We start from the raw sequence: 12296 nt of genomic DNA on the forward strand, positions 1-12296 counted from the left end.
TGCCATTACATGGCTGTGCTTAAAAGGCAATTCGGTCACTCGAATTGTCCTTTATCTAATGGTATGTCGCAATACGGCAGTCAAGGACATATGCGTCCTCTTTTTGTGCTTGAATTGAAGTTGTATGTTGGGCGCTCGTATATGGTAATATAATGCTTGACTCAATTTAAAAAGCTACATACAAACGCATACCTGCTTCAACCATGATCAACTACGTATATAAGGAGTGTAAATCAATGTTTACTCAAGTCGGACAAATTATGTTGTATGTAAATGATCAGGATAAGGCTCTTCAATTTTGGACGGAAAAAGCAGGTTTCCATATCGTTAACGAAGTCAATGGGAATGGCATGCGCTGGATCGAGATTGCTCCTGTGAAGGATGCTCAAACCACCATTATCCTGCACGACAAAGAATTCGTTGCCAAAATGTCCCCTGAATTAAACCTTGGCACACCATCTCTCATGCTTTTCACAGATAACTTGGATCAACTTTACACTCACTTATCCAATAAACAAGTTACGGTTGGCGAGATTGTAACGATGCCTGGTGGAAGAGTATTCAACTTTGCAGATGACGAAAACAATTACTTTGCTGTTATGGAGAAAAATTAAATCTCCTGGATCACCTGAGTAATACCACATCAAAAAGCCCGTTCAGTAGTGAACAGGCTTTTTTCTATATATTTTGTTCAAATGCAAACCTACCTGCATACATCGCTGTTTTCCCATTTTGTTTTTGCAGAAATTCCACGTGATGGGTTACGTCAAGCCATAAACCGCAGTATATCGTCGATTTCCTTGCCATGGGATATAACTCCGTAGTTCATCAATTGGTATGGCCAAGAGCTCAAGAGGCTTCTGTGTTGGATGAATGTACTTCCCAACATCTCCACGGGATACCTCCCAGACCGTGGACTGCTCAGGCTCTTCTACTGACAGGCCAGCACGCCACACCGTAGTTTGCCGACGATCGCCGTACCAACCGGGAGCCTTCCTTTTATATGTCATAGAAAACAGGCTCATGCTGCCAGCGATACTGTGACCAGCCGAATGATGCAGCATTCTTAACCCACACTCACTGACTCCGAACAACAATACCCGAAGCGTTCATGGCATCCTCAAATTCCCGTTGATAAAAAGAAGGATGAAACAAGTATATCCCAGCAGTTGGCTCCATCAAGCCGGAGTATCTTTCAAAAATGGCATGCAAAAAGCCCGCAAATTCCTCTGCGGGCATGTCGTCGTTCTGTATGCTGCTCCGGCCGCGGCCAAACGGGCTGAATCGCTCTCTATAGCAACATTGTATGGCGGGTCGGTCACTACCAAGTCGGCCAGCTCCCCATCCATCAGGCAACCTATATCCTCTTCACTGGTAGAATCTCCGCACATCAATCTATGGGGACCAAGCTGCCAAATATCGCCCCGTTGTGTCTCAAGCTCGCGGATATTGTCCAATGCACCTTGAACGTCAAAATCATCCTCAACGACTCGAACTTCAATTTCCGTATCGGGTATAGTACCGAACTCTTCGATCAGATCGTCGAATTCCGCCTGGTCGAAGCCTGACAGTGTTAAATCTGCACCGCTTTCCTGGAGCTCGTCCAACAACCTGGCTAACGCTTCATCATCCCAACGACCAGATACTTTGTTCAAAGCGATATTAAGAGCCGTTCTTGTTGATCGTCCAGATCCACGACAGAAACTTGCAGCTCAGTATGGCCAAGCTTATTGACCATGATCTTATACCGTTGATGGCCACCGACCATGTTCCCCGTTCGTTCCATACGATTGGCTCCGCATAACCTAATTCCTCTATGCTGCGGCGAAGCTTCTCTTATTCAAAGTCGCCAGGCTGAAGATCAACCCGGGGGTTATAAGCTACTGCACTAATCTGACCGACCGGCACGATTCTGATGTTCATATATATTACCCTTTTTAGTGTAATAAAAATGACTGTAGCAGATAAGCCACAGTCATTACAAAATTCATTTATTAAATCTCATGATTACACGCTTCATAAGTGAGAATGTTGATACCAGTGATAGTGCAAAACAAATTTTTGATACAATAAAACCATTTTTCATAACTACTGATTCTACAAAAATGTTAGAGTAGCTCAACATTAACTGAATAGAATTTAGTAACATAAATAGAATATAAGCTGTAATACCAACTGTTAAGGACCTTTTCGATCAACAGCAATCAATATGGCAGCAAATCCTAAAGCCAGTGTAATGTTAGTGCTAGCCATCATTTTATACAAGTCTCTTTTTTCTGCTAGCGACTGCTCACCTGAGAAAATTATTACAATGGTAATACCAATATACCCTACTATCACCATGCTAAGCACAAACCAATCTGGATGTTTCAATATTTTATTCAAGTATTTCACTCCACCCTTTTTTCTGAAATAGTATCTTCCAGTATCAGACAAAAAATGAGGTTGGTCAAAAATTATATTTGTGTTGAGTTGGTTTCCACGTTTGGGTACCATCATATGCATGCGTACGCTCGTTCAGATGCTGTTCTCCGCTCTTCAATAGACCGAACTGCGAATGTATGTTCCCGCTGAAATAGGCTCAGAACAGCTCACATTCGGTCATATGAGAGTAATAGAAAAGCACCATATTTAGATACTCATATTATTCAGCAAAGGTTGAACTGAATTGTATACGGTATTTAATAATCCAATTAAAGTTTGAACAGACTCCACTGTAGTTCCTAGGGACTGTATTTTCCCTAAGGCTTTTTGGAACTTTGTTTCGGCTTCCTCTTTAGTTTTTGCAGCAATTATGATCATCATTTCGCTAAGCAGTTCAATAACTTGATCCTGCTTTTCGTTGCTTGAATGTACAAATCTCACGAGATCCGCTATTCCACCTGTGTTCTTTTCAATCCCTTGAAGCAAAGAAAGAACATCATGCTTATATTGTTCTTCGCTTTCACTCTTTTTACCGTTCAATTCTGATATTTCATCCATGGCTCTGTTTAAACCGTTCACGTTATTCATACGAGACAATAAATCATGAGTCGCTGTATCTAATTTAGGCATTTTGAATTGCATGTTTTTTAAATCTTCCGGTTTCTTTGAATTCCCCCTTAGTTACCAAGTTTCGACATAAATAAGGGATTTCCCTCTCAAAAGCAAAAGAAAAAGCACCCTGATGGGTGCTTAAAGGCTTTCAATGACAACTGATGGTGCTTTAAAAATTGTACCCTCTATCTGAGAGAGTATAGTCTTGGTAGGAATCTTATAGGTTCTAATCAAAATTGTAGATAGTATCTCTTTTAATTTAAAATATTTATCATAGATATCCGGTCTAGCAATGTTTTTTACGAATCCAGAAATATCACCATGAACTACCTTGCTCCTTAAATTATACATGTCTTTAATCAAGTTAAATGTTTGTTTTCTTTTATCTTCATCCTCTTCAGTCAACAGACTCGCATTTAAGGAGACACGATAACTAACTTGATCACTTCCGTTAACCAATAAAGCTTCTAATGCGGTGATAATACTGAGAATAGCTTGCTCTAAATAAGGACTGGAACAAGAGTGCAAATAATTATTATATGCGTATGACCATTCAGTTGTCTTCCATTCAGAATTAGACATAGCTGTATGCTGAATTTGGCTATGTTCATGAACTAAGCCCATTACTTTTTTAACGTGTTGTATATCAGAATCGCTTATAAGGTAAACATCATCTGGTGCACTTGATACATTTATGCTTTTAGAACCATAATAATTAATAAATAAAGAGTTTTTTCCTTTATTCAATGAATAGAAATGACCTTCATCAAACCCAGCCATTTTTCTTACCCTTAAATTCACTTTAGGTAAAGCCAACCTTAAGCAGTCATAAAAAATAGTTGGACTACTTTCATATGATGTTTGCTCAGCCTGATTCCAAGCAATTATTGTGTCTTCTCTATCTTGAATCAACGAAAAATACTCATTCAATATAACTACTGATTCATCAAGCTTGACGTTTTCTAATACAACATGTTCGGTGGTTTTCTCCATTTTCTACCTCCTGTTTACTATATTTATTATTGTAATATATTTCTTGGCTTAACACATCTAGGTCTACTACAAAACTGTGCGATCCCATCCACCCCATACACAACCTTTGCAATTCTCTGGCTGCTTTCTGGGACGAATGTGTTTCTTCTTCCGGCTTCTGCTGCTGATCACTTCAATTCCTCCAATAAAAAAAGCCGATCCAGTGAGGAACGACTTTAATGTGATATGTATTATTTAGATAATCTGCTTTCATACGCGATCTCAAAATGAGGAATGCCCTTATAAACAAATAAGTACATACAACCGATAGCAAGTATACCGAATACAATGTTAAACGTCTGGCCTTTCAACCTAAAAACATATCGGACCAACAACGCTGCTACTACTAATGGTAAAGCTAGATAAAATCCTAAAGTTTCTATCATTGTTACTGACATTACTTTAAATGTACTTGTTCCGGCTTCTCCGAATATATTCAGCTCAACACCTCCTACAAGATTAAAAAATGGTGTCCGTCCCATCCGGAGCAAAAACGCTGCGCTCTTTGCGTTAAAAGCATACGAACCTTGTAACTATAGAGGAAGAACAAGACCTTTTTACTGAAGGGCCACAACCAAGGTCAATTGCATGAAAATGATAGACCTTGATCAATCATTTCAGTGCACTTTTCCCTCTGATTTCTTCACTATTTCGCACTAGGTGAACACCTTTACCCAGCATAAGTCTAATTAGTCTCACTAACTCACATAATTAATGAAAAGAAAAAGCCATCTTTTTGAACAAAAATGACATTTTAATACTTAAATATAACTAGTTCTGTTTAATTTCTATAGCTACTTTACTATTAATTTTTAAAGCTTCAATATCTTTTTCATACCGATCCAGTGCAATTCTAATAAATTTTGCCTTGGAACGGTGTCTTGATAAGGAAAAAAGAGAAATAACATATATAGCAACCAATAGTAATGCTGAAAAGAAGGTCACATACGTTTGCGTATTATCCGCAGTACCTAGTCGAGCAGCTGTAACACCAACAAATATAGCAACTATCATTGAGACGAATAGCGATATTATTTGCATAAAATTAACGTCTTCTACATCGTCCGATTCAATATAACTTCTTAATATATATCTCTCATGAGTACTCAATTTTTTATTATTTAAAACTTTAATAATCGTATCAATTTTTTTCATTCCACTTCTAAACTTTATCTGCTTTTTAAGCTCGGATACATAGAATTCATTTATCTCATCTTCCATACTTAATATCTTGTCAGTTTTTGCAAGAAGAGATTTTGTTGTCCAGGGCCCAAGTAAGACATAGTAGTCGGTTAAGATCCACTTAAACTTTTTGAATTCTTTTGTTTTCATAATTCTATAGTTTACTACTACAGTTTTAATATATGTTGTTATTAAAAAAAGCAAAAGAATAGAACCGGTTATGTACCACCATTGACTGATAAGATTCACCCCCTTTTCTAAATACACATTCGACATTAAAGTGAAAATCCCCTCTATTTATGTCGAATTTAAAATCACTACTTTTATTCTAATAAGCGAGAAGGGGAACGCCCCAGTCATATGCAGCTATAGCAGCTGTATGTTTCATTCTCGCTCGATTTCCACAATACAAATATATCACGTAAAAAGTCCAACCATCTTATTAAGCAATCAAATATCAAGCAAATATCAGTCATAGATTCGTTTGTTTAAATGTTTACTTAATCCGTCTAAATCAGGATAAACAGTAAAATAATCAATATTACTTAACTGCAGAAAATACTTAATATCCTGTTCTAAGGTTTTAGAAATTGGTATCTTTTTCAGAATGTTTCTAGTTATAATGTCTCCTCCCCATTCAAATTCCAAGGGTACATTAGAATCACCTTGAATTGTAAACATTCCTTGTTGAATCACTTGTCTAGCGCTGTTTCTAACTGGATGAATAGCAGCAGTCAGAAATTTTTTAGTCGTAGATTCAAGCAATTCTTCATAAGAAACATCTATTGGCAGAGTAAGAATTGTCGTGCCCAGTCCGTTCAAGTAATTCAATGCGCTGGGATTCAACAACCACAAAACTTGATCTCCTGGATTTTCAACACAGAAATATAAAGCATTCATCAAAGCTGGCGTCCAGTCTAGTAATCTTGTTCTTACTCCATGGTGTTGCATTATGAATAGAAGCTCCCAATCTTTTTCTCCATTCAGATAAGGGTGGCCTAAACTCAAGAAATATCGATATGAACTTTTTTCAGATTGCTTTATTTGTGCTAAGGACCTCACTTTACCCGGCCTGAACAATCCTGAATTTAGTGGAAAATCATGAGTCTGACCTCGAAACCATATTTCTCTTCCACCATGAAATTCTTTAAACTCACGTATCTCGTTAAAAAAATTAATTAATTCCGGTGAAAATTCCATATTAATACCTCCATTTATTAATTGTTTAATTATTTTACTATATAGAGCTCGAGACGGATAATATCCTGCCTCGATCTCTATATACTTTTCTGATATTAATGCAGCTGCTAACAAACGAAGTACACCGTTTTTCTCGCATCTATAAGTGCTATCGCTGATCCCCATCTCTCCACAACTGAAGCAACCATACCATCGAAACCACTTACTGTAGAAGAAATATAGAAAATGATCCGATTAAAGAAAAAATACGTGAAAAGGATGAACTGGCAGAGTTCCTATTAGCAGTTAAGGAACACGGAGAGTTATGGATAACGAAATATTTCACCTATTAGCTTTCTCAGGAATGCGGTCAGGAGAGCTATGTTCGTTAAAGGATTCAGATTTTTTCTTTGATACAAATGAGATACGCATCACAAAAACTATAGATTCCCCAAAAAAATAATATAAGAAATTACTTCTTGCCCCCTCCTAAAACGAAGGGGTCTGTTCGAAGGGTAGATATAATACAGGAAGTTATGGATGCTGCCGAAGCTCGTATTGAATTAATGAAGCGCCAAAGATTAAGCAACAAACAAATATAAAAAAGAAGGCAACCCTTCACATTTTCAGACACACAAATGTATCAATGCTAGCCGAAGCTGAGATTGATTTAAAAACTATCATGGAACGAGTAGGACACGATGACGCAAAAACAACACTTAAAGTCTATACTCAAGTGACTAAAAAAATGAAGAAAAACGCGAATGAGAAAATCCGTTTACATTACTCAAGTATAATTCAATTGTGAGATTTTGCAGAGAATGTGATTTTTTGAATTAATTTAGTCCTCACGTGTTGTCTAATTCAGGCCATAAAACGCAATATATCATCGATCTTCTTCCCATGGGATATAACACCATAATTCATCCAGGTCATAAAATCCACCTCATATACGTGACCACTTTTTACTGCAGGCAGCCGTCTCCACTCGTCTCTTTCCAGGAGCTTCCGTTCCTCTCCGGGATAGGCAGAATCCATATTGTCAAATGTAATAAAGAGATGATCTGCTTCAAGCTGACTCAGCTGCTCAAGCCCAATACCGACTCTTCTACTTTGACTCGCCCATTGCTGTACACGGAAATGCGGGGTCAATCCGAGATCTTGATACAATACCGGTCCTACGTAACCATATTGGTTCCCGTAGAGTATAATTTCAGATGACGAAATACGTAAAAGAGCTACCGTTTGTCCCCGCGCATGACGTGCCAACTGTCCCTTGGCCTCAACGGCTTTATCCTCATAGGCACCTATTACATCCTGAACCCGATTCACTTTCCCCAGTACATCTGCTGTCGATTTCAAAATGGATCGCCAATCCTCTCCCTCGTGCTCCATATAAAATGTCGGGGCTACTTGCTCAAACCGCTCCAGATTCCAGCGTTGATAGCCGTTGTTCAGCATAATAAATTCAGGTACATTCGTCTCATTAAACCCTATGTCCAGCTGAGAAACATCAAATTCAGGAACATCTTCCAACCCTAAATATTGCTGTCTTCCCCAAGAACGATGGGATGTTTGAAGTATCGGTTTTATTCCAAGGGCAAGAACAAAGTCCTCCAGATACGGAGCAAACACACGCACCTCTTGACGGTGATGTCGCCGATACAATCCTGGTGAAACACCTGTATATTGCTTGAATCGGCGACCAAAATAATATTCGTTATTAAATCCCACATTCTGTGCAATATCATGCAAGCGATCATCGGTCATCTGTAACAGCAGTTTGGAATGCTCCAATCGTACAGCATTTACATAATCAAGCGGAAGCTTGCCTGTGATCTCCTTGAATTGTCGGGTATAACTGGATCTGGTAAGCCGGATCTCTGCTGCCAGATCGTCAACCGTTATGGGCTGATCATAGTGTTCGCGAATATAACGAATCGAGCTTTGAAGCCGTGCACGGTCATCCGGCGATTCAATCTCGGGATCATTTTGCCGAAGCAGCACACGGAACCACTCCTGAAAACGCAGTTGTATCTTCCATTGGTCCAACCAATCTTGAGCAGTCAGCCCACGCAATATCTGTTCCAACGATTTCAGACAGGAACTCCATGGACTATAATTCAGCTCAAGAAGAGGCAACCGATCTGGATCTGATATAAAGGCTGGCGGCTCTTGTTGCACCGTTTCACCTGTTATACTCAACCTACTGGCCTTATCTTCTTTCACCTCAGCTACCATCAGCTCAAGTCTATAATATTGCAGCTCACAGGAGCCTTCAATCACAATGGTACGTCCAGCTGGAACAAACATAATCATCCCTTTTTCCAGACGAGTGTCCCTATTGTCCAAAGAGTCTATTGAGCCATGCCCACCCGTCACTACGAAAAGAGTGTGTGATGATGTCTTGTTATATGTCTGCCTGTTGGCGATATCGACTTGGCTATAATCCATGTATTTCATATGTTGAAGCAAGCATAACCAGGGCTTGGGAATCAGTTGTACAATCGTGGGGCACATATTCATCTTCCTTAATTGAGAATTGTTATCATTTACAATAGTGTAAACGAAAAAAGAAAGCTCTTCAACCCTGAGGGAAGAACTTTCTTATGGAAAAGGGCTTATGGCGTCATTTTTTGCAAGAGATCATCAATCTTCATTGTGTTTGCCGTAATCGCACCTGATTGCCAATACGATCTTTCCATCATGTACACATGGTTGTTTTTGACTGCCGGCAGAGATTTCCACAACTTGCTATCCAGCACCTTCAAAGCTTCCTTGTTCTCTGGAGATGACCACTCTCCATTGGATGGAAATACAATAATATGATCCGCATCAAGCTCTGGAAAAGCCTCTTCGGACAGAATTTCCTGATATTCTTCCATCTTGGCGACCAGAGGATGAGGTGTTAGACCAAGCTCCGAATAAAGAAATCCGGTAAATCGATTTTTCACACCGAACAATGCCAATGTATTATTGCTGATATTCAATCGGACAACCGCTACGGTCTCATCCCCAACGGCTTCCTGAAGTTTCGCCTTAGCATCTGCAATCTTGGCCTCAAATGCCGCAACAACTTCTTTACCCTTGTCCGGTTTACCGACAACATCGGCAATAGTCGTCAAGATTTGATTGGAATCCTGCAAAATATCTTCAGGCAGGCGATAGGTCGGTGCCACCTTTGAATACATCTCATATTTCTCCATGTCCGCTCCACCATCCACAATGATGAGATCCGGATCATACTCCAACAAAGCCTCAATGCTACCTGTAGTATCGAATTGAGGCACATCCAGATCCAGATATTCCTGCACACCCCACATCGGATTATACCACTGTACTACAGGTGTGATATCGAGAGCCTTGAGATAATCTTCCACATAGATACCAGCAATCCGCTGCGGATGCACCGGGATCGTCACATCACCAAATTCATCCTGAACGACACGTGTCTCTGCTTCTTTTTCTGTTGTTTCAGGTGTACTGCCATCCGAAACCGCTGTCTCAGATGCAGGAGCCTCTTCTGCTTTTGACTCAGAATTTGCACTACAGCCCGATATAACTACAACCATGAGTAGCAGTATGATCGTCCACCCTTTGAAGCCTTTACTGAACCTTACCATGATACCCTTCACCCCTATGTAATCTGTTGTTGTATCGGTGAGAACATGCTTTATGAATAATGATTATCATTCTCACTCAATGCTTAGATGAATTGTACCTTATGCTGTGCAAAACTCACAATACACATTCGCAGCTATTTTTTTATACAAACGAAAAGAATATACAACCTTCACCCCCGCTTAACGCAGGGGCAATGTACCTTGTTGATAACGTTCAAGTAATTGCATAACAAATGAATCCTGCATTTCGTCCTGTAACAGGGCAGCGCCAATCAATCCAATATCATCACTGACATATCCGGCCAGTTCAGGATCGCCCGCAAGAGCAATCGTTCGTTTGAAAGCCAGTTCCCTGCTTGCACGAAGCACTTCTTCTTCCACGACGTCAGACTGAGTAAACCGTTCAAATGCCTGCATCCACTCATCGGCAAATTCGGAAGCATCCCGTTGATCCAGATAGGCTTCCACATCCAGTCCTTCGAATGTCTGCTGACTAAGAATCCGCCCCTCATTCATATCAGCCAGCAATTGTTCCGCATCCACTCTACTCATCCGACTTCCCTCCTCCATTCGGTGCTGTCAAATACATCTCGGGAATCACAAAACGCTTCATCTCACGTTCCCCATCCGCAGTAAAATGATCCAATGCAAGAGCCTGATATTCATTCAGGACATGCTCAAAAATACGAGCAATCACACTACAATCAGCTAAGGCATTGTGCCTGTGAATTCCGTCTGTATTCAGATCATAATACCGGATCAGAAAATCAGTAGAGATAACCTCGGAGATCTCAGGATGAATATATGTAAACATCGCTTTTGTATCCAACACCGGATTGGAAAACATCATCAGCCCATTCATATCACAATGTCGTTTCAATATGGGCAAATCATACTCATAACCCGCCTGCGTTACTAATACCTTATCCCCGATGAATTCCAGAAAAGCCTGGTATGCTTCTGCAAATGAGGGAGCCTGGATCATATCCTCATTTGAAATACCCGTTAACTTCGCGACCGCTTCCGGAATCGGTTTAGAGGCACATGCAAGTGAAGTAAACGATAAATCTAATGATTCTCCTTTTTTGTAGTTCATTGCACCAAATTGGGTCACACTTTCCTCTGCCGGATTAATCCCTGTGCCCTCTAGATCAAATATGCAGTACGTCCTATCTTGCAAATGAGAGACTCTTAGCTCTTCAACAGTGTACGTATCCGGCATAAACGTAATCTTCATTCGACTCTCCCCTTTTTCATCTAATCCAGCCGCGTAATTCGCGTCATTTGCTGTGTTGGTGTTATCCAGGTTCGACGTACAAAGTACTGGGGTAGTTGATCTACGAATGACTCTATGAAAGGAACACTCGGCGCATAGAAGAAGGAACCTCCTGGTTTTAGCGCTCTTAATAGCTCCATATATTTCTGAGCGTATGCTTCTGGATCGCCATCTGCCTTGAGATGATGATGTGTAAAATGGTTGGAGAATGCCAAATGGGATATTATTGTCCCCCACTGTTCTTGTTCAAATGAAGATTCCATCCAGCCCATACGTCGCAAAAACGGCCGATCTTCCGATTCATCCACCTGTCTGTCCATCCCATAAGCTTCTATTTTTTTATTACGCAAAAGATGGACCAAATTGGCCTGCGGACCGCAGCCAAGATCAAGCACCGGTTGATGCAGATGCTCTTTATCCAAGCCGAGCCAGGATACCTGCAGATCCGCCGAATACTCCTCACACGGCACCCAGAACAGCTGTGGATCCATTGTATATTTTTTAAACAAGTCCTCCCCGTTAGTCTGTATTAGAAATGTTTTTAACTGTTGATAATGCCTCTGGAAAAATTTCTGTAATACCTCTCCCTCTGCCCTCTCATTCTGCAAAAGAGACCAGATCCGCATAAATTGTTCTTTATATAATTCTGCCAATTGCAACTTGTCTTTGCTCGTAAACTGCATAAACTGGTTCACCTGGATAAAATGGCGGATTCCTTGCTCTGCTAGTTTAATTGTAAAATGATTCAATAATCCATCTGTAAAAATACGTTCTAATGCTTTTGCCACTTGAGCGCGATATTCCATTAGCCAGCACAACGTTCGCGGAGATGGCCCTAATGTAGACTTGCCTCCAATATAAAATAAACTTTTATTGTCGTTAAAAAGGATTTGTTGCTCCACAAAGGACTCTACCAACTTGAGGTTCAGTATCATCTCCTCCTAACGTCGTTAGAACATGTTACCTAG

General features: G+C 40.2%; 15 protein-coding genes. 2 read left to right on the forward strand and 13 right to left on the reverse strand.

The genetic code is table 11. The features are described 5' to 3' along the window. Positions 1 to 236: 236 nt before the first annotated feature. Positions 237 to 614 carry a VOC family protein gene (locus G3352_RS01745; protein WP_053779906.1) on the forward strand — a complete coding sequence of 126 codons (378 nt, stop codon included), beginning with the start codon at positions 237 to 239 and terminating at the stop codon, positions 612 to 614. Positions 615 to 761: 147 nt separating this feature from the next. Here the strand turns inward: G3352_RS01745 and G3352_RS30770 are convergent, their stop codons facing one another. The 8 genes from G3352_RS30770 to G3352_RS01775 all read right to left on the reverse strand — a co-directional run bounded on the left by G3352_RS30770 (position 762) and on the right by G3352_RS01775 (position 6615). Beyond that, positions 762 to 1010 (reverse strand): hypothetical protein, encoded by a 249-nt coding sequence (locus G3352_RS30770; RefSeq protein WP_205524651.1) that lies wholly within the window; start codon positions 1008 to 1010, stop codon positions 762 to 764. Positions 1011 to 1178: 168 nt separating this feature from the next. Beyond that, entirely contained in the window at positions 1179 to 1655 is a 477-nt protein-coding gene (locus G3352_RS31020) for a hypothetical protein (protein WP_240342885.1), read from the reverse strand. Then, positions 1652 to 1786, reverse strand: a complete 135-nt coding sequence (locus tag G3352_RS31385; RefSeq protein WP_275898403.1) for a ParB N-terminal domain-containing protein — start codon at positions 1784 to 1786, stop codon at positions 1652 to 1654. Before G3352_RS31385 ends, G3352_RS31020 begins: the two co-directional genes overlap by 4 nt. Positions 1787 to 2178: 392 nt before the next feature. After that, positions 2179 to 2499 carry a hypothetical protein gene (locus tag G3352_RS01755; RefSeq protein ID WP_163753260.1) on the reverse strand — a complete coding sequence of 107 codons (321 nt, stop codon included), beginning with the start codon at positions 2497 to 2499 and terminating at the stop codon, positions 2179 to 2181. 132 nt (positions 2500 to 2631) lie between these two features. Then, positions 2632 to 3066: a hypothetical protein gene (locus tag G3352_RS01760; protein ID WP_163753262.1), complete on the reverse strand. Its 435-nt coding sequence runs from the start codon at positions 3064 to 3066 to the stop codon at positions 2632 to 2634. Between the two features lie 108 nt (positions 3067 to 3174). Continuing rightward, complete coding sequence (locus tag G3352_RS01765) at positions 3175 to 4029, reverse strand: HEPN domain-containing protein (RefSeq protein WP_163753264.1); 855 nt, start codon at positions 4027 to 4029, stop codon at positions 3175 to 3177. A gap of 810 nt (positions 4030 to 4839) precedes the next feature. Next, a complete protein-coding gene (locus G3352_RS01770) occupies positions 4840 to 5526 on the reverse strand; it encodes a hypothetical protein (RefSeq protein ID WP_163753266.1) in 687 nt (228 codons plus the stop codon). Positions 5527 to 5718: 192 nt separating this feature from the next. Continuing rightward, positions 5719 to 6615: an FRG domain-containing protein gene (locus G3352_RS01775; RefSeq protein ID WP_163753267.1), complete on the reverse strand. Its 897-nt coding sequence runs from the start codon at positions 6613 to 6615 to the stop codon at positions 5719 to 5721. Positions 6616 to 7009: 394 nt separating this feature from the next. Here G3352_RS01775 and G3352_RS31660 point away from each other — a divergent pair, with 394 nt between their 5' ends. Further along, positions 7010 to 7237 carry a tyrosine-type recombinase/integrase gene (locus G3352_RS31660; RefSeq protein ID WP_481856266.1) on the forward strand — a complete coding sequence of 76 codons (228 nt, stop codon included), beginning with the start codon at positions 7010 to 7012 and terminating at the stop codon, positions 7235 to 7237. Positions 7238 to 7293: 56 nt separating this feature from the next. Here G3352_RS31660 and G3352_RS01785 read toward each other — a convergent pair whose 3' ends face one another. The 5 genes from G3352_RS01785 to G3352_RS01805 form a co-directional block, all read right to left on the reverse strand. Beyond that, complete coding sequence (locus G3352_RS01785; RefSeq protein WP_240342886.1) at positions 7294 to 8883, reverse strand: AraC family transcriptional regulator; 1590 nt, start codon at positions 8881 to 8883, stop codon at positions 7294 to 7296. A gap of 167 nt (positions 8884 to 9050) precedes the next feature. Next, entirely contained in the window at positions 9051 to 10052 is a 1002-nt protein-coding gene (locus G3352_RS01790) for an ABC transporter substrate-binding protein (protein WP_163753268.1), read from the reverse strand. 180 nt (positions 10053 to 10232) lie between these two features. Beyond that, entirely contained in the window at positions 10233 to 10604 is a 372-nt protein-coding gene (locus G3352_RS01795; protein WP_163753269.1) for a hypothetical protein, read from the reverse strand. After that, the gene (locus G3352_RS01800; protein WP_163753270.1) at positions 10597 to 11289 is read right to left on the reverse strand and encodes a 3'-5' exonuclease; all 693 of its coding nucleotides are present in this window, start codon (positions 11287 to 11289) and stop codon (positions 10597 to 10599) included. Before G3352_RS01800 ends, G3352_RS01795 begins: the two co-directional genes overlap by 8 nt. Positions 11290 to 11309: 20 nt before the next feature. Continuing rightward, positions 11310 to 12230, reverse strand: a complete 921-nt coding sequence (locus G3352_RS01805; RefSeq protein ID WP_163753271.1) for a class I SAM-dependent methyltransferase — start codon at positions 12228 to 12230, stop codon at positions 11310 to 11312. Between the last annotated feature and the right edge of the window lie 66 nt (positions 12231 to 12296).

This window comes from Paenibacillus sp. ALJ109b (assembly GCF_010747435.1).
Lineage (GTDB): Bacteria > Bacillota > Bacilli > Paenibacillales > Paenibacillaceae > Paenibacillus > Paenibacillus taichungensis.